The organism is Psychrosphaera sp. (genome assembly GCF_982872775.1).
Map to the genome: position 1 here is coordinate 15,621 of NZ_CEYNSH010000006.1, position 17,934 is coordinate 33,554.

Annotated in this window: 18 protein-coding genes; 8 read left to right on the plus strand and 10 right to left on the minus strand. The window is 42.9% G+C overall.

Translation table 11 applies throughout. The features are described from left to right. Positions 1-109 precede the first annotated feature (109 nt). From hslU to priA, 4 genes are all read right to left on the minus strand, one after another. On the minus strand, positions 110-1,444 hold the full coding sequence (gene hslU / locus AC4E96_RS02980; RefSeq protein WP_488032844.1) for an ATP-dependent protease ATPase subunit HslU: 1,335 nt from the start codon (positions 1,442-1,444) through the stop codon (positions 110-112). 10 nt (positions 1,445-1,454) lie between these two features. After that, positions 1,455-1,979, minus strand: coding sequence for an ATP-dependent protease subunit HslV (hslV, locus tag AC4E96_RS02985; RefSeq protein WP_488032845.1), 525 nt, complete (start codon positions 1,977-1,979; stop codon positions 1,455-1,457). A 100-nt stretch (positions 1,980-2,079) separates the two neighbouring features. Continuing rightward, on the minus strand, positions 2,080-2,625 hold the full coding sequence (locus AC4E96_RS02990; RefSeq protein ID WP_490254867.1) for an SPOR domain-containing protein: 546 nt from the start codon (positions 2,623-2,625) through the stop codon (positions 2,080-2,082). Positions 2,626-2,672: 47 nt separating this feature from the next. Continuing rightward, on the minus strand, positions 2,673-4,898 hold the full coding sequence (priA, locus tag AC4E96_RS02995) for a primosomal protein N' (protein WP_490254868.1): 2,226 nt from the start codon (positions 4,896-4,898) through the stop codon (positions 2,673-2,675). Between the two features lie 104 nt (positions 4,899-5,002). Here priA and AC4E96_RS03000 point away from each other — a divergent pair, with 104 nt between their 5' ends. The 3 genes from AC4E96_RS03000 to AC4E96_RS03010 all read left to right on the plus strand — a co-directional run bounded on the left by AC4E96_RS03000 (position 5,003) and on the right by AC4E96_RS03010 (position 7,313). After that, positions 5,003-5,341, plus strand: a complete 339-nt coding sequence (locus AC4E96_RS03000; protein WP_488032848.1) for a hypothetical protein — start codon at positions 5,003-5,005, stop codon at positions 5,339-5,341. Positions 5,342-5,466: 125 nt separating this feature from the next. Continuing rightward, on the plus strand, positions 5,467-5,679 hold the full coding sequence (rpmE, locus tag AC4E96_RS03005) for a 50S ribosomal protein L31 (RefSeq protein ID WP_208829943.1): 213 nt from the start codon (positions 5,467-5,469) through the stop codon (positions 5,677-5,679). 416 nt (positions 5,680-6,095) lie between these two features. After that, on the plus strand, positions 6,096-7,313 hold the full coding sequence (locus AC4E96_RS03010) for a malic enzyme-like NAD(P)-binding protein (RefSeq protein WP_488032849.1): 1,218 nt from the start codon (positions 6,096-6,098) through the stop codon (positions 7,311-7,313). 70 nt (positions 7,314-7,383) lie between these two features. Here the strand turns inward: AC4E96_RS03010 and metJ are convergent, their stop codons facing one another. After that, entirely contained in the window at positions 7,384-7,701 is a 318-nt protein-coding gene (gene metJ / locus AC4E96_RS03015; protein ID WP_488032850.1) for a met regulon transcriptional regulator MetJ, read from the minus strand. Positions 7,702-7,968: 267 nt separating this feature from the next. On the opposite strand from metJ, the gene metF reads away from it, so the two are divergent. The 5 genes from metF (at position 7,969) to panP (ending at position 12,662) form a co-directional block, all read left to right on the plus strand. Continuing rightward, positions 7,969-8,889 (plus strand): methylenetetrahydrofolate reductase, encoded by a 921-nt coding sequence (gene metF / locus AC4E96_RS03020; RefSeq protein ID WP_490254869.1) that lies wholly within the window; start codon positions 7,969-7,971, stop codon positions 8,887-8,889. Between the two features lie 212 nt (positions 8,890-9,101). Beyond that, positions 9,102-9,521, plus strand: a complete 420-nt coding sequence (locus tag AC4E96_RS03025; RefSeq protein WP_490254870.1) for a DUF5665 domain-containing protein — start codon at positions 9,102-9,104, stop codon at positions 9,519-9,521. 102 nt (positions 9,522-9,623) lie between these two features. Next, complete coding sequence (locus tag AC4E96_RS03030) at positions 9,624-10,205, plus strand: PhnA domain-containing protein (protein WP_488032853.1); 582 nt, start codon at positions 9,624-9,626, stop codon at positions 10,203-10,205. 8 nt (positions 10,206-10,213) lie between these two features. Continuing rightward, a complete protein-coding gene (gene trmB, locus AC4E96_RS03035) occupies positions 10,214-10,900 on the plus strand; it encodes a tRNA (guanine(46)-N(7))-methyltransferase TrmB (protein ID WP_490254871.1) in 687 nt (228 codons plus the stop codon). A gap of 106 nt (positions 10,901-11,006) precedes the next feature. Then, positions 11,007-12,662 (plus strand): pyridoxal-dependent aspartate 1-decarboxylase PanP, encoded by a 1,656-nt coding sequence (panP, locus tag AC4E96_RS03040; protein ID WP_488032855.1) that lies wholly within the window; start codon positions 11,007-11,009, stop codon positions 12,660-12,662. 231 nt (positions 12,663-12,893) lie between these two features. Here the strand turns inward: panP and panC are convergent, their stop codons facing one another. The 5 genes from panC to gluQRS all read right to left on the minus strand — a co-directional run. Next, the gene (gene panC / locus AC4E96_RS03045) at positions 12,894-13,754 is read right to left on the minus strand and encodes a pantoate--beta-alanine ligase (RefSeq protein ID WP_488032905.1); all 861 of its coding nucleotides are present in this window, start codon (positions 13,752-13,754) and stop codon (positions 12,894-12,896) included. Between the two features lies 1 nt (position 13,755). After that, on the minus strand, positions 13,756-14,550 hold the full coding sequence (gene panB, locus AC4E96_RS03050; RefSeq protein ID WP_488032856.1) for a 3-methyl-2-oxobutanoate hydroxymethyltransferase: 795 nt from the start codon (positions 14,548-14,550) through the stop codon (positions 13,756-13,758). A 53-nt stretch (positions 14,551-14,603) separates the two neighbouring features. Beyond that, the gene (folK, locus tag AC4E96_RS03055; protein WP_490254872.1) at positions 14,604-15,086 is read right to left on the minus strand and encodes a 2-amino-4-hydroxy-6-hydroxymethyldihydropteridine diphosphokinase; all 483 of its coding nucleotides are present in this window, start codon (positions 15,084-15,086) and stop codon (positions 14,604-14,606) included. 46 nt (positions 15,087-15,132) lie between these two features. Continuing rightward, positions 15,133-16,575: a polynucleotide adenylyltransferase PcnB gene (pcnB, locus tag AC4E96_RS03060; RefSeq protein ID WP_490254901.1), complete on the minus strand. Its 1,443-nt coding sequence runs from the start codon at positions 16,573-16,575 to the stop codon at positions 15,133-15,135. Positions 16,576-16,994: 419 nt separating this feature from the next. Next, a partial coding sequence (gene gluQRS / locus AC4E96_RS03065; protein ID WP_490254873.1) for a tRNA glutamyl-Q(34) synthetase GluQRS occupies positions 16,995-17,934 on the minus strand: 940 nt, incomplete at its 5' end.

The window sequence follows — 17,934 nt, forward strand, 5'->3', positions numbered from 1 at the left end:
GATATTTTGTTCTTGTATTAGTGTTGAGTATTTGAAATAAAAAAGCCACCGACAAATGTCGATGGCTTTGAAAGAGTTGTCTTTGCAAGCGCAAATAAGATAGAGCTTATTACAAGATAAACTTACTTAAGTCTTCATCTTCGATGACTTCGTCAAGATTAGACTTAACAAAGTCTGCATCAATAGTGAACGTCTCGCCGCTCTTGTCAGATGCGTTAAATGAAATCTCTTCCATCAAACGCTCTAGTACTGTGTGAAGACGACGAGCACCGATGTTTTCGTTCTTCTCATTGACTCTGAACGCTGCTTGAGCGATTTGTTTGATACCGTCTTCACTGAATTCTACTTTTACGCCTTCTGTTGCCATAAGCGCAATGTATTGTTCGGTTAGAGAAGCGTTTGGTTCGGTAAGAATTCGTTCGAAGTCTTCTGGCGTTAATGCGCTCAGTTCAACGCGAATTGGTAAACGACCTTGTAGTTCAGGAATTAGGTCAGATGGCTTGCTCATTTGGAATGCACCAGATGCAACAAACAACATATGGTCAGTTTTAACCATGCCGTACTTAGTCGAAACGGTAGAGCCTTCAACTAATGGTAGTAAGTCACGCTGTACACCTTCACGAGAAACGTCCGCGCTGTTCGCGCCTTCACGCTTACAAATCTTGTCGATTTCATCAATGAAGACAATACCGTTTTGCTCAACGGACTCAATCGCTTGTTCTTTTAAGTCATCGTTGTTGATCAGCTTCGCGGCTTCTTCATCAACAAGTAACTTATAAGCCACGCCGACTTTTAATTTACGAGTCTTAGTTTTGCCACCTGATAGGTTTTGGAACATGCCCTGTAATTGTGAGGTCATTTCTTCCATACCAGGAGGCGCCATGATTTCAACGCCAATTTCTTTTTCAGCTAAATCGATTTCGATTTCTTTTTCGTCTAACTCACCTTGGCGTAAACGTTTACGTAATACCTGACGAGCGGAACTTTCAGGTTGTTCATTATCAACCACTTGACCAAAGCTATCGCGAGCCGGTGGTAAAAGCGCATCTAAAATACGTTCTTCTGCTAACTCTTCTGCTTTGTGTTTGTTTTTCTCAATGGCAACTTCGCGAGTCAGTTTTACTGAAATTTCGGTAAGATCGCGAATGATAGACTCTACTTCTTTACCAACATAACCAACTTCGGTGAATTTAGTCGCTTCAACTTTAATGAAAGGTGCGTTGGCTAACTTTGCCAATCGACGCGCGATTTCAGTTTTACCGACACCTGTTGGACCAATCATTAAGATGTTTTTTGGTGTTACTTCTGTGCGTAACGTCGCTTCAAGTTGCATACGGCGCCAGCGGTTTCTAAGTGCGATAGCAACGGCGCGTTTTGCGTCATTTTGACCAATAATATGTTGGTCAAGTTCATGAACAATTTCTCTTGGGGTCATTGCAGACATGGATTACCCTTTAACTTTCTAATTCTTCAATGGTCAGGCTAGTGTTGGTGAACACACAAATCGAGCCTGCAATATTTAGACTTTTTTCCACGATATCACGTGCGCCTAACTCGGTATTTTCAAGTAATGCTGTTGCAGCCGCTTGAGCAAATGGACCACCCGAGCCAATTGCAATTAAGTCGTTTTCAGGTTGGATGACATCGCCATTACCAGTGATGATCAAGCTAGCGGTTTCATCAGCGACTGCCAATAAAGCCTCTAACTTGCGTAAAATTTTGTCGGTACGCCAATCTTTTGCTAACTCGACGGCCGCTTTGGTTAAGTGACCTTGGTGCATTTCTAACTTGGCTTCAAATTTTTCGAAAAGCGTAAATGCATCGGCGGTGCCGCCAGCAAATCCTGCAAGTACTTTTCCTTTATAAAGGCGGCGAACCTTTACTGCATTGCCTTTCATGACGGTATTGCCAAGAGAAACTTGGCCATCGCCACCGAGTACGACTTCTTTACCGCGTCGTACAGAAACAATTGTGGTCATTATCCACTCCAGTTTTTGTAATAAGTCTAGCTTATGTAGTGTTGTTTATGAGGATTTCAAGTCAGAACTGACTTGATTAGGCAAAGATGTGGCGTTGTAATTAACGCCACCCCCAGATTTGGCAGCCTCTAATGTCATTTCGACGTAGAATATGACGGGTTTTTTCAGCATCGCGTTTACGCTCAAATGGACCTAAGATAACCTTGTGCCAAAGTCCAGTAGTACCTTGTGATTCAACGACTTGTGATTCAAAACCAGCAAACGCAATTTGTGCCTTCATGCGTTCTGCATCGGCTTTGTTTCTAAAGCTTGCACATTGCATTTTATAAGGGCCTCTGTCTGCGAGTTCTTCTGTTTCAACTTCAACGTTTTTGTTTTCCAACTCGTCAATAAATTCCCATTCTTCGTCGGTTGGCGGCGGTGGAATCACTTTTTCAGCCTTTTTCTTAGGCTTGGAGATTGGCTTAGTTTGGGCTTCGTTGAAGGAGTCTGAATCTTGTTGAATATAAAATAGTCCATACGCAAACCCTGCAATCAGCAAACCCACCACTAAAAAGCGGATAAACGGGAATGGACGCTTGGCAGGTGCGTCTTGTTTAGCGCGGGTGTTACGTTTTTTACTACTGACGTAATCTTTATTTTTCATGGGGCAAAGAGCCTTAATACTTTTTTTACTATAATGATGAGGTCGGGTTAACTCAGATCAACTGGATCAACATCGACCGACCATCGGATTCTATTATCCTTTTGGATGCTATCCAAGTTTTCTAGCAGCCAATTGACTAATTTATGTAAATACGGTCTCGATTGACTCTGAATCGTCATCATATGTCTAAATTTACCGGCCTTTCTCGACATGGGCGCTGGCATCGGCCCCAACATTAATAAACCTTCGTACTCTTGTAGATAATGGGATAATCCACTTAACCATTCTTGCCCGGCCGTAGGTTGTGTAGACTCGGCTCTTATAACTATTTGATGGGAGTAGGGCGGTAGTTTTAGCATTTTGCGCTCAGATAAAGCGAACTTAGCAAAGTCGCGATATTCGTTATTGACCAAGTCTTGAATAACCGGATGCTCTGGAAACTTAGTTTGTAGCCAAACTTGGCCTTTAATTGAACCACGACCAGCACGTCCCGCGACTTGCACGACCAACTGAGCTAATTTTTCAGGTGCTCTAAAGTCACTGCTGAATAACGCACCATCGACGTCAACAATGCCCACCAAACTGACATTTGGAAAATGGTGGCCTTTGGCAATCATCTGGGTCCCGACAATAATCATCGGCTGTCCCTGATTGATTTGGTTTAACTTGGCATCAAACTCGCCTTTTTTACTGGTGCTGTCTCGGTCCAATCGAACGACTTGTGTGTCCGGAAACAACCCTTGCAACTGTAAGTCGATTTGCTCTGTGCCAACGCCGACGGGTGTGAGTCTTGTTGATCCACAACCGAGGCACTGTTTAAGTGTCGGATGTTGAAAACCACAGTGGTGACAAATCAGTTGACCGGTCCCGCGATGAAATGTCGTGAAGCTACTGCATCGACTGCATTCAGTCATCCAGTGACATTCTTCACACATTAGCACTGGTGCAAAACCACGGCGATTAATAAACAGCATGACCTGGCGGTTTAGCGATAGCTGTTTTTGAATTTCATCTAACAGCGGCTGACCAATGGCAGCTTGTTGTTGGCAACGATTTAAGTCTAACAAATGCATACTTGGTAACTGACTAGAGCCAGCACGTTGTCTCAACGGTAATAAGCTGAATTTACCCTGTTCTACGTTGTATAAACTTTCAAGGCTTGGTGTTGCCGAGCCTAAAACAACCGGAATGTTAGCTTTGTGAGCACGGTACAAAGCCAGGCTACGACAGTGATATTTAAACCCTTCTTGTTGTTTAAATGACGCATCATGTTCTTCATCTATGATGATCATGCCCAAGGACCTAAAAGGTAAAAATATACCCGAACGAGTCGCAATGACTATTTTTGCTGTACCACTTCGACATTGGTGCCAGGTTTCAAATCGTTGTTTGTCTGTCATTCCCGAATGCCATAAGGCAACGGTGACATCAAAGCGTTGTTTGAATCGTTTAATGGTTTGTGGGGTTAAGCCAATTTCAGGGACACATACTAATACTTGATGCCCTTTACGAAGTTTTGCGGCGATAGCTTGTAGGTACACTTCGGTTTTGCCGCTACCGGTTACGCCATCTAATAAGAAGCACTGATGGTGGTCTGTTGCATCAATTGCCGTCACGGCTAAGGCTTGCTCTGTGTTGAGTTGTAATCCTTCTTTTATTGCGTCACTGCTTACTGGTTTTGTGATGTTATTAGATTGGTCGACTTCCCATGTCGCCCATTCATTATCAACAAATTTCTTGATTGTAGTACTTGGAATACCTAATTCGGTCAATTCTGCTCGGGTATAGTTTTGTTCGTCCAATAATTCACAAAGCTTGATGATTTGTTTGGCATTTTTATTGAGAGACTCAATCGTCGGTAAGGTCTCTGTTTTGACTAACGTTTGAGGTAACTGGGATCTAATGCTTTTAGTACTTCGAAGTGAACCGGGAATGGCCGCAGACATTACATCACCAATAGGGTGTTGATAATAATTGGCCGCCCAAGTTAATAATTCATTCAATTCTGAGTCTATCGTAGGCGATGTTTCAATTACTTCCTGAACCGCCTTTAGCTTCGCAACGTCCTGGTCAGTTTCGGTATCAGCAGCCATAACGATACCGATTAAGGTTTGTCTCCCAAAGGGCACCACCACTCGGCAACCAACAAGCTCTGAAAGATCATCGATCGCTTTTTCATGATCAAAGACTTCGACTGGTAATAAATAGTCAAAAAGGCGACGTAATGGAACCGGTAAAGCGATGTGTAAAATTACGTCTGAGAGTAGGGTCATTGGTTGAGCGGGCCTTTACTATTCTTGACAACAAGTGAACAATCACTTACCTTGGCAATGTTATAAATTAAGCTTTTCCTAAATGTGGGTCAAGTAGGGTCAAAATGCGTTTTGTAATTAGTCTTTTTATTGCGATATTGTTCGCCACTTACTCGATTGTATCAGAGGCAAAAGAGGCGCGCATCTATTCTACCGAAGGATACTGTATCCTTGCCTTTGAGCAAGTTGATGAGACCTTTTTAAAGCAATATGAAAAGCGTTTAGGCTTTCGTCCAAAAAACAAATTATGTAACCGCGTCAATCGTCTAGTCTCTGAGTTCCAACCGGCAAATTGGAATTACCAATTTGGTCAGCCTTATCCGGGCAGCAGTATTTACCTCAACCCAGAGCAAGTTGCGCACATCCACAAAGCTCAAGAAAATAAAAGACACGTACGTCGTTAATTATCGCTTGATCTTTATCCTATACACTTTATAATTCGCGCCCTAAATTTTATATTAATCTCGTATGGTATTCGGTGTTACTGTAGTAATGATCGGATGGCGATGCGGCCCAATGAGGTAATCCCATGCAAAAAGATATCCACCCTAAATACGAAGAGATCAACGTTTCTTGTTCATGTGGTAACAAGTTCGTTACTCGTTCAACAGTATGTAAAGACTTACACTTAGACGTATGTTCTGCGTGTCACCCTTTCTACACTGGTCAGCAACGTAACGTTGACACTGGTGGTCGTGTTGACCGCTTCAAGAAGCGTTTCAGCATGTTGGGCAAAAAGTAATTTTTGCACCCACAGAGAAAAGCACCTTAGGGTGCTTTTTTTGTGCCTGCGATTTGATGCACGCACTTCTATCACTAATCAGATGACTGTTGTTCCCTCATTTTCATTTTATCTTCGACCTCGTCCTTAAAGTCTGTGTAGTAAAAATATTTCAGGATTAGTTGGTGTAATTCATTCATCAACCGCGTCTAACATCCTTTATCCTCTCTTAAAGTTAGCTAAAAATCACTCAAATTAAAGTAACTACTCTAATTTTGTTTTATGAAATTAACAGGTTTGTTTTGCCTGTAAAATGCACAATGTTGTTATTTTTTAACCAAGTGGTCTGAGCAGTTTGGTTTGATTAAACTGTTGTCGTGTAAGGCTATTTTATTAGTTAGAGTGTTTATTCTTATTCACTCTCCGGAACCTCAGCCATGACAGATTTTAAGCAACGAGCACTCGATTATCACAGCCAACCGTCACCTGGAAAAATCAGCATTGAATTAACGACACCAGCAGAAACCGCTGAAGATTTAGCCTTGGCCTATAGCCCGGGTGTAGCAGAGCCAGTCCGAGAAATTGCGGCAGATCCCGACAATGCCTACAAGTACACAGCAAAAGGCAACACAGTCGCCGTAATTAGCAACGGAACAGCGATTTTGGGCTTAGGTAACCTCGGCCCGTTGGCGAGTAAACCAGTAATGGAAGGCAAAGCTCTTTTATTTAAACGCTTTGCTGGCATCGATTCATTTGATATTGAAGTAAGTCATCGCACAACGGATGAGTTCATTAACACCGTGGCGGCTATTTCGGACTCGTTTGGTGGTATTAATTTGGAAGACATCAAGGCACCAGAGTGTTTTGAAATCGAACAAGAATTAAAACGTCGTTGTAAGGTGCCAATTTTTCATGATGATCAGCACGGCACTGCAATCGTGACCGCTGCCGGTATGCTCAACGCACTTGAAATACAAGGCAAGTCATTACCCAATTGTACGATTGTTTGTTTAGGGGCTGGTGCAGCAGCGATCGCGTGTATGGAACTTCTAATCAAATGTGGTGCCCAGCGCGAGCGCATTTACATGTTAGACAGAAAGGGGGTAATTCATACAAGAAGAGATGACTTAAACGAATATAAAGAGCTGTTTGCGAATAATACCGACAAACGAACCCTAGAGGACGTGATAGAAGGGGCGGATGTGTTTGTTGGTGTATCAGGTGCGAATTTACTAAAACCTGAAGCATTAAAATTAATGGCCCCGAATCCGGTTGTGTTTGCATGTTCAAACCCCGACCCTGAAATCAAGCCTGAGTTAGCACTTGAGGTTCGAGACGACTTAATTATGGCAACGGGTCGTTCGGATTATCCAAATCAAGTGAATAACGTATTGTGTTTCCCGTTTATTTTTAGAGGGGCGCTAGATGTCAGAGCGACATCAATTAATGACGAAATGAAAGTCGCTGCAGTAGAGGCCATCAGAAGCTTAGCAAAAGAGCCAGTCCCAGATGAAGTCTTGAAAGCCGCAGGCGTTAAAGAGTTAACGTTCGGTCCTAAGTATATTATTCCTAAGCCGATGGACTCACGACTACGCGATAAAGTCGCCAGTGCGGTTGCTAAGGCTGCACGAGAAAGTGGTGTGGCGCAAATATAAAAAAAGGCAGCCTAGCTGCCTTTCTTCTTAACAATTATTCTCATAACGACCTAATGGTCATAACTTGAGATTAATCATCAATATCCGGAATCGCTTTACCCATCTCAGTAAGAATGTTTCTTACTTCTTCAGGTATCTGCTCAGGATTGTCCTTTCGCAAATCATTATCAGACGGTAACGGCTGACCTGTGAACGCATGTAAAAATGCTTCACATAATAATTCACTGTTTGTTGCATGACGCAAGTTATTCACTTGGCGACGAGTGCGCTCATCGGTTAATACCTTAAGCACGTTAAGCGGTATTGATACGGTGATCTTTTTAACTTTTTCCGCTTTTTTTCCATGTTCTGCGTAGGGATGAATGTATTCCCCATTCCACTTAGCCATAAAACACCTGTTAATGAGTTACTGCTGAAACGGCTTTGGCCGTTAGTTGATGAAATTGTATTGGATTAAGAAAATTAGTCAAACGATCGATTTCTAAAGATTTAGACGTCTAGACGCTTGACAGTCTAAAAAGATCGGTTATATTTTTATTTAGCCATCTAAATGTCTATTTGTTGTGAGTAGATCACAAAGCTAAGAATTGTATTTTGTGAAAAATTTTGACAATCCGTAACGCAAAGCCAAAAAGCTAAATAAAAGGTAAAGAAAATGAGCAGCATTCATGCCCAACAATTAGAAAGTATTAATCGTCACCTTTTAGATGTGAAAGGCAAGATTGATGTTTCATTTGAGTTCTTTCCACCAAATACTGAACAAATGGAAACGACGTTATGGCAATCCATCGATAAACTCGCGCCACTTAACCCTAAGTTTGTGTCGGTCACGTACGGCGCAGGTGCTAGCACCCGTGATCGCACTCATGACGTCATAAAACAAATCCAACAGCAGACCCAACTCGATGCCGCCGCTCATCTAACGTGTATCAATGCGTCAGAACAAGAACTCACCCAAATTGCTGAAGATTATTGGCAACACGGTGTTAAGCATATTGTGGCGCTTCGTGGTGATAAAGACCCTAAGTTTCCATTTAATGTTAATCGACCACCTATCTATGCCGTCGACTTAGTGTCGCTACTAAAAAAGGTCGCGGATTTCGAGATATCGGTTGCGGCCTATCCAGAAGTGCACCCAGAAGCACGAAGCGCCCAAGCCGATTTAATCAACCTTAAACGAAAAGTAGATGCGGGTGCCTCTCGTGCGATTACTCAGTTTTTCTTTGATGTGGATAGTTTCTTGAGATTCAGGGACCGCTGCGCGGCAGCAAACATTGATGCTGAAATCGTCCCTGGTATTTTGCCTGTCACTAATATTAGTACCGTGACTCGTTTTGCAGGACTCACCAACGTAAACGTACCAGATTGGTTGACCGACGCCTTCGAAGGTTTAGACAATGACCCAACGTCGCGAAACTTACTCGGTGCCAACATCGCCATGGACATGGTCAAAGTTTTATCTAAAGAAGGCGTTAGTGACTTTCATTTTTATACATTAAATCGCAGTGAACTGACGTATGCGATTTGCCACTTACTCGGAAAGAGGACGCCAATCGCACCGTCGTTAAAAATATAGGGAAATGTGATTATTAATCACCATTTTTTACAATCACTAAATAAGTCAATATGAACATTAACCGTAAATTACAGGCCTGATTTAAAAAGAAATTGGGCCATATTTGCTCATCGACAAATAAAAGGATTACACTGGACTGAGGTTGTTTGTCTTTGTCGTTAGATTGATAAGGATAACCCTCATCTATAACGCGTAAGGAAGTGGGAATTCGAATGAGTAAGTTAAAGAGCCTAGCCAAGTCAAAAAAACTAGCCAAATTAATAAAATCGAAAAACAATCGTGAAGTTGAAAACACGGAAGAGACGGAAGAAAAATCAGAAGAACAAGTTGAGTTTGAGGCCTTATCGCCAGAAGAGATAATGTTCAAACTACATCAGCAAGTTCAGGGTATTAACGATCAATTAGAGAGTCTTAACCATCACAATTTAGTGGTTACCTACAACTCGTTACCGCGTTTTATCTGGTTTAGTTTACTCAAAGGTATCGCCGTTGGCCTAGGTAGTGTCTTAGGTGCAACCGTTGTTTTATCAGCGTTAGTCTTTGTTTTATCGCAAATAGAATTTATTCCTGTCATTGGTGAATGGGTGACGAGTATTTTAGAAGTTGTACAACAAGAATTAGATAACAACTAAACGCTTTTTTTACCATTAAAAAATAGGCATAATGCCCGCCCTAATTTTGGTGTCGCTTATGTTGAAAGCCACCAGTTTGACTTTCAAATACGCGGAGCCTTTATGTCTATCGAATCTACTTTACTGTCTCGTGGCGAGCACAAATGTGAGTTGTGTCAAAGTGAGCAAAACGTAGGTGTTTATGTTGTATCACCTAAAGCCGGTGATCACTCTGATGACTGTGTATTAGCTTGTCAAACCTGCCAAACCGAATTGACCCAAACCTCAGATTTAAACGTAACCCACTGGCGTTGTTTAAACGACGCGATGTGGAGCGCTGTGCCGGCGGTACAAGTACTGGCTTGGCAACAGCTAAAAATCCTAGTTGATCAAGGCGAGACCTGGGCACAAGATTTATTAGACATGATGTACTTGGAAGAAGATACTCAAGCTTGGGCCGAATCAGGCTTGGCACACCGCACTGCAAATGCCGGTGCGGACCATGTTGATTCTAATGGCGATACGTTAGCCGCGGGCGACAATGTCTATCTGATCAAAGATTTACCAGTAAAAGGCGCAGGTTTTACTGCCAAACAAGGCACCACGGTGCGCGGTATTTCATTGACCAATAACCCAGAACACATCGAAGGCCGTGTGAATGGCCAAAAAATTGTTATCCTTACTAAATTCGTTAAAAAAGTGTAATTCCAAAAATGAATCCAGTTAGCGGCAATTCTCGTGGTATCACCACCAATCAAACAGGTGTTCACGATGATCTTGAAAAGGTCGTTTTAAAACACCTAGCGACGCCATTCAAAAAGCCTTACGCGCCATTTTCATTAGAGACCTTTGCGGAATTAGAAGCCAAGGTCAAAACCTATTTAGCCGACAATCCAGATGGTTATTTAATTTTGGATTCCTGTTGCGGTGTTGGTGAGAGCACGGTTCATTTAGCCGCTACTTACCCAGATGCATTAGTGATTGGTATTGATAAGTCAGAACATCGTATCGATAAAATCGAGCATCACATGAAACACAAAGTTGATAACTTTGTATTACTACGGGGTGATTTAAATGACTTATGGCGCTTGATTGCGGATGCGGAGTGGCCGATCAAACATCATTATTTGCTTTACCCAAATCCTTGGCCAAAAGCCAAACATCTGCAGCGTCGTTGGCACGGAGCATCAGTATTCAGCTCTATTCCTAAATTAGGTGAGCAACTGACGGTTCGCAGTAATTGGCCTATTTACATTGAAGAGTTTGCCGAGGCACTCAGCATTGCAGGTTTGTCACCAAAAGTAGAGCCTTATCAAAGTGACGAAGCCATGACACCATTTGAGCGAAAGTATTGGGCGAGCGGCCAAAGTAGTACACAACTGGTTTGTGTCTTGAAGTAACTCATATTACGCGCTTTGCTAAATCGGAAATACTCTGCTTAACTGCAGACAATTCAACCGAGTTACAGTAAAGTACCGAATAATTATTTATGATCAAATAACTAGCATGTCAAACAAACGATTCGCCGAGGCGACCGAACAAAACTTGTTTCGAATCTTCACGATTCCAGAGGCGCCAGATTCCACATTGGCGAGGATAGAGCAGGAAGTATCACAAAACTTAGACGGCTTTTTACGCGATAATATTGTTGCAGTAGAAAAACCGTTGTCAGACATTGAACAAGATTTTCAAGAATCTGCTGTGCCTGAAGCTCCGCAGTTTGTTTCTGATGTGGCAGACGAGTTATTAGAGAAATTAGTTGCTCAGTCGGTTCATACCTCGTCACCAAGCTTTATTGGTCATATGACATCTGCGTTGCCTTATTTTCTGCTGCCACTGTCCAAATTGATGGTTGGCCTTAATCAAAATCTAGTCAAAATCGAAACTTCTAAAGCTTTCACACCTCTTGAGCGTCAAACTATAGGTATGCTTCATCGTATCGCTTATGGTTCGTTGCGCAGTGACGAAGAAAACGAAGCGTATTACGACAAAATGATGCACAGTGCCGATGCCTCTCTAGGTGCGTTTTGCTCTGGTGGTACAGTCGCGAATATCAGTGCCTTATGGGTGGCAAGAAATACGCTGCTAGGGCCACGAGAAGGCTTTAAAGGCGTGGCGAAAGAAGGGCTATTTAGAGCCATGAGCCATTATGGTTATCAGCGCTTAGTCGTGTTGGTGTCAGAACGCGGTCATTACTCATTAGGCAAAGCGGCAGATGTTCTGGGCATGGGTCGACAAGACATCATCACCGTCGGTACAGACGAGAACAACAAGCTACGTATTGATCTTCTTGAACAAAAGATTGCTGAGCTAAAAGCTGAGGGCGCGGCAGTATTAGCGTTAGTTGGTGTCGCGGGTACAACAGAAACCGGTAACATTGACCCGCTCGATGCGATGGCCGATATTGCAGCTCGTGAGAACATTCACTTCCATGTTGATGCGGCATGGGGCGGCGCTACTATGTTATCGAACAATGCCAGACCACTACTAAAAGGCATTGAGCGAGCCGATTCGATTACTGTAGATGCGCACAAACAAATGTACGTACCTATGGGCGCGGGCATGGTGTTATTTAAAGACGCACATTCGACCGATGTTATCGAGCACCATGCTGAATACATATTGCGTAAAGGCTCAAAAGATTTAGGCTCACATACTTTAGAGGGCAGTCGTCCGGGTATGTCTATGCTGGTTTATGCTTGTCTGAAAGTGATGGGCCGTGCGGGTTATGAGATGCTGATTGACCGCAGCATGGATACCGCTAAATATTTTGCTGACCTAATCAAGCAACAACCTGACTTTGAATTGGTTTCAGAACCGGAGCTGTGTTTATTAACGTATCGCTATGTTCCCAAAGTCGTTAAAGATTACATGGAGACATGTGCTGAAGATGAAAAACAAATCATCAACGAACTACTCAACGATTTAACCAAGTTTATTCAAAAGAAACAGCGTGAATCAGGTAAGTCATTTGTCTCTCGTACTAGACTTACGCCTCAGGCTCACAACGGCCAAACCATCACGGTATTCCGTTGCGTCTTAGCTAATCCGCTAACGACTAAAGAGATCCTTCAAGAAATTCTCGACGAGCAAAGAGAAATTGCCAAAGAAAGCTGGCGCAGTTTACCGGCTATCTTGAAGAAGATTGGTAAGTCAGAATAGCAGTACTTTCTTTACGACTGCTTGTTATACGTATAGTGCCCTGATTACTTGTTCGGTGCACTGTGGGCTCTAGAAAACAACAGACAGCAAAAAGGCAGTGAATGTTCACTGCCTTTTTTTGACTTAGTCGTCTATTTTGCATAGGCCACTAAGTGTTTTTAATATTGAGACTAAGTTTTAGCTAAAGCCTTGCTTTAAACTAGCTCGAATCCTTAGTCAGGCTTTTTCACCCTAAGCCTTTAAGCTGACGGTCATATTATCGATTAAACGCGCTTTACCTAAGAAAGCCGCAATCAATATTACAGCTGATTTTGTATCACTTGTTACGGCCTCAAACGTTACTTCGTCTCTTATTTCAATATAGTCAGGTCTGAGTCCAGCTTGCTCAACAAACTCTTTGCCATGCTCTATCAGGGCATCTGAGTTTAGGTTACCTTTTTCTAGTTCACTTTTGATTAAGCTGAGCGTCTCATATAGCGCTGAAGCAATTCCACGTTGGTGCTCAGTCAGGTAGCCATTTCTTGAGCTTTTGGCTAGCCCAGAGGCTTCGCGCACGGTTGGAACTGGCACGATCGTAATTGGCATATTCAAATCACGCACTAAAGACTGAATCAGTCGAACTTGTTGATAGTCTTTTTGGCCAAACATCGCCACGTCAGGCTGAACCATATTAAATAACTTTGTCACTACGGTTGCGACACCATCAAAGTGACCTGGACGTTGTGTTGCTTCAGCACAGTGCTCAGCCTCGCTGTTTGGCACAGATACAACCGTTTGCGCAGCAAGTCCATTTGGGTACATTTCTTTTACACTCGGATAAAAGACCACATGATTACCAGCTGCGACTAGTTTTTCACAATCGGCTTCGAAGGTACGAGGATAAGCGTCTAAGTCTTCGTTTTCACCAAATTGCATTGGATTAACAAAAATCGATGTGATCACTAAATCACCTTGCTCATGCGCTCGATTGACAAGCTCAATGTGACCTTCGTGTAAGTTGCCCATGGTAGGCACGAATACAACTTTTTTACCTTCTTGATAACAAGCTGAGCGCCATTGGCGCAGCTCAGACAAAGATTCGATGATTTTCATATTAATTAAACGTTCTGTCTGCGTCTGGGAAGACGCCACTTTGTACTTCTTCGACAAATAACTGCACTGCGCCTTGCATAGTGCCAGCAATGTCGATGTAGTTTTTAGAGAATTTAGGAATATAGCCCGAGCTGATTCCTAGGATGTCGTGCATGACCAAAATCTGACCGTCAGTCACATTACCTGCACCGATACCAATTGTTGGAATGGTGACGGCTTCTGTGATTGCTTTTGCAAGTGACACTGGAATACACTCAAGTACTAATAATTGAGCACCTGCGGCTTCTAAGCCTTTGGCGTGTTCAATCATTTCATTCGCTTTATCGTTATCACGACCTTGTACTTTAAAGCCACCAAACACATTTACTGATTGAGGTGTAAGGCCCAAGTGGCCACAGACTGGCACGCCATTTTGAGTTAACTGAGCGATGGTGTCGTATAACCAAGCACCACCTTCAATTTTTACCATGTTTGCGCCAGCAGCCATTAGCTCATGAGCGTTTTTGAGTGCCACGTCAGGCGCACTGAAGGTCATAAACGGCATATCCGCAATGATAAGTGCATTATCAACGCCAGCACGGACACACTTAGTGTGGTAAGCGATTTGCTCATTTGTCACTGACAAGGTGTCATCATTACCTTGTAAAACCATGCCTAATGAATCACCAATCAAAAGTGCATGCACGCCATTTTTGTCAAACAATCCTGCAAAGCTCGAATCATAAGCTGTAAGCGCGGCAATCTTCTCACCGTTTTGTTTCATTTTTAACAAAGTAGAAGTGGTAATCTTAGCCATTGTTTAGGTCCATTTTTCAATTAAGTGTGTCATTTAAACAGTAACAACAAAGGTTAAATCGTTTGCATATCATTAAAAGGTAACTTTGTGGCGACATCTTTTAGTGCACGTCCACAAGGTAAAGTGAGCTCTGAGTCAATATCCAATAAAGGATAGACGACAAACTCACGTTCTTTAAGTCCGTAATGAGGCACGGTAAGTTGCTCATCATCAATGACTTGTGAGCCATAGAGTAAGATATCTAAATCTAATGTTCTAGGGCCCCAATGCTCACCATTACGAGTGCGACCATGTGCTTGCTCGATGGCACAGGTTTCAACAAACACTTCGTGGACCGACAAATCGGTTTTTAGTAACACGACTGCATTAACGTAGTCAGGTTGGTCCGCAGGCCCCATTGGTTTGGAAACATAAATCTTGGACTTGGCGACAAACTCAGATTGAGGGAGTAGGGCGAGTTTGTCTATTGCAGTGCGAACCGTGGTTAGCGGATCATTTAAATTAGCGCCAAGGCCAATATAAACATATTCAGACATCAAGTTGCTCTTTTGAGTGTTTGTTGTGCTATTCGTTTGGGATCAATTATGACTTATCACCAGACGGCTTTTTCCTGCGACGCTGACTGCGATATTTTCCGCTGCGCTTAGGTTTGCTCTCACCGTCTTTCGGACCTGGTTTTTTGCCACGGCTACTTGATTTACGATCTTCAAAGCGGCGTTTAGATGCATTGCGCTTGGCTTCAGCCATAATACGCTGAGCGTCGTCAGATTCTTGTAATTCAGTCCAAAAGTCAGCGACTTCTTCTAATTCGCCACCTTCTATTTCAGCGCGTAATAACAAGAAGTCATAAGCCGCTCTAAACCTTGCGTTTTCCAACATTTGCAAAGGGCGTTTACCTTGGGTTTTTAATAACCTGTGCTGAGAATTCCAAATATCTCGCATCGTCGCGGTGAATCGCTTTGGTATCGCAATAGACTGAACAGCTCGGTGCAGGACATCATTCATTGCAAGCTGGAACGCGTCATAAGGTGACAAGCCACTTTCGTGTTGTAATTCCTCTGCGTGTGCTTCAAGCGGATACCAATAAATGGCCGCTAAAACGAACGCTGGAGAAATGCTCTTCTCGGCATTAATTCTGATGTCTGTATTTGTAAACATCAGCTTCATCATGCGCTCTTCTTTGTCTTCCGGGTTACCGGTTAGCACTTGCTCGGCTGCAGGGAAGAAATATTTAAATAAACCGTAATGACGCAGTGACTCAAAATTATCTAGGGCTTTACCAGATAAAAATAGCTTTAAGCTTTCATCGAATAAACGCGCTGGTGGAATGTTGCGTAACAAATGACCTAACTCAAAAATAGGAGTTTCGGTACGCTCGGCAATCTTCATGCGTAATTTAGTCGAAAAACGAACGGCTCGTAACATGCGAACCGGATCTTCGCGGTATCGAGTTTCTGGGTCACCAATCAAGTCGATAACACCCGCCTCGATGTCCGCCATACCGTTGGCAAAATCCAACAGATCAAAATTGCGAATGTCGTAATACAAGCTGTTGATGGTAAAGTCACGTCGCTCGGCATCTTCGTCAATCGTGCCGTATACATTGTCTCTTAACAACTGACCTTCATCACTTTGTTTACTGATCTTCTTCGTCGTTGAGTTGCTGACCGAAGTGGTATTGTTATCATCAATCTCATCAGTGCTTGGCTCGTCTGAAGCAGTCTCTTCATCAAACGAGTGGTGACCGCGCATCGTTGCGACTTCAATGATTTCACGACCAAACATAATATGGGCTAAACGAAAACGACGCCCAATCAATCGACAGTTGCTAAAACAAGCTTTGACCTGTTCAGGGGTGGCATTGGTAACAACATCAAAGTCTTTGGGTTCTAGACCTAGTAAAATATCACGTATACAGCCACCGACTAGGTAAGCTTGATAGCCGTTATCTTTTAAGCGATACAAAACTTTAAGCGCACTTGGGCTGATTTGCTTTCTTGAAATAGGGTGGTCGCCACGAGGGATAACGGTGGCCTTTTCAGACACTGGTTCAAATACTTCGTTTGTGCGTGGGCGATTGCTGTCGTTGTTTTTATCGTGCTTTTTAGAGCGCGGCTTGCGATTTGAGCCTTTGGCTTTATTGCCTTTGAACTGTGTGTCTTTAGATTTTACACCCGAGCTGTCATTGTTGTTTTTCTTAGTTTCACGGTGCTTAGAGGCCGACTCTTTATTGTCAGAATCTTTGCCAAACCAAGAAATTACTTTTTTAAAAACCACGAATAACAACCCTATTTTATTTACTGAAATCGTTTTAGTAACTAATGAGATGCAATAGTCGTAAAAAGAAAAACGATGAAAAATGTGCACATTTGTGTAAGTGACGCGCATTTTACAGTAATAAGCAACAAATTAACAAATAAAAGCACGGTCCAAGCTAAGGCTTATTAAATACTGATTTCTAAATCTTGGCCAATGGCGGATTTCATTGAGGAAGGGCTGGACCATGACGTCTTAGCTTGGTCAATTGCAGCCGTCATTAATTGTTTTACAGATGGCTGATTTGATATCGATAAGTCTTTTGTGAGCTTATCGATATCAAAGCCTAAAAAACTTAGTGCGCGCATCAATTCAGGTATCGGATTGATGACATTAATCGCTTGGGCGTGATTTTGTTTACTCAGCTTTTTGCCCGGTTCTGTAACGACTAACGGCAAGTGGATATATTCGGGGGGCTCAATACCAAAGACGTGATACAAGGCTATTTGACGGGCGGTCAGTGGCATAATATCCGCACCTCTGACGACATGGGTTATGCCTTGGTCGATATCATCAACAACAACGGCCAATTGATAACTAAACAAACCATCTCGACGTTTGATAATGTAATCTTCCTCAGCCATATCACGAGGGCAGTGCTGCGTACCAAACAAACCATCTTCAAATTGATAAACCGGATTAGTTTGTTTGAGTCGTACCGGATTGTTGGTTATGTCTAATGACTTATCAAGGCAAGTTCGATCGTAAGAGCCGCCCATGGCTTTAATTTGTTTGCGGGTACACTGACAGCCATACACTAGATTATGCTCAATTAAGTAGTCGAATACGGCTTGATAGCGGTCTAGACGCTCGGTTTGTTTGACACATTGATTACCAGCGATATGTTCGGTCGCGTCAGGTAGGTCCCATTCAAAACCGAAAGCGTGTAGTGCTTCAAAAATTTGTTGTTCGGCATCCGCGACAACACGAGTGGTATCAATATCTTCAATTCGAACAAACCAGAGACCATCGTTTGCTTTGGCGTGAATATAACTGCCTAAAGCGGCGACAAGAGAGCCAAAGTGGAGAGGACCACTGGGTGAAGGCGCAAATCGGCCTCGTACTTGT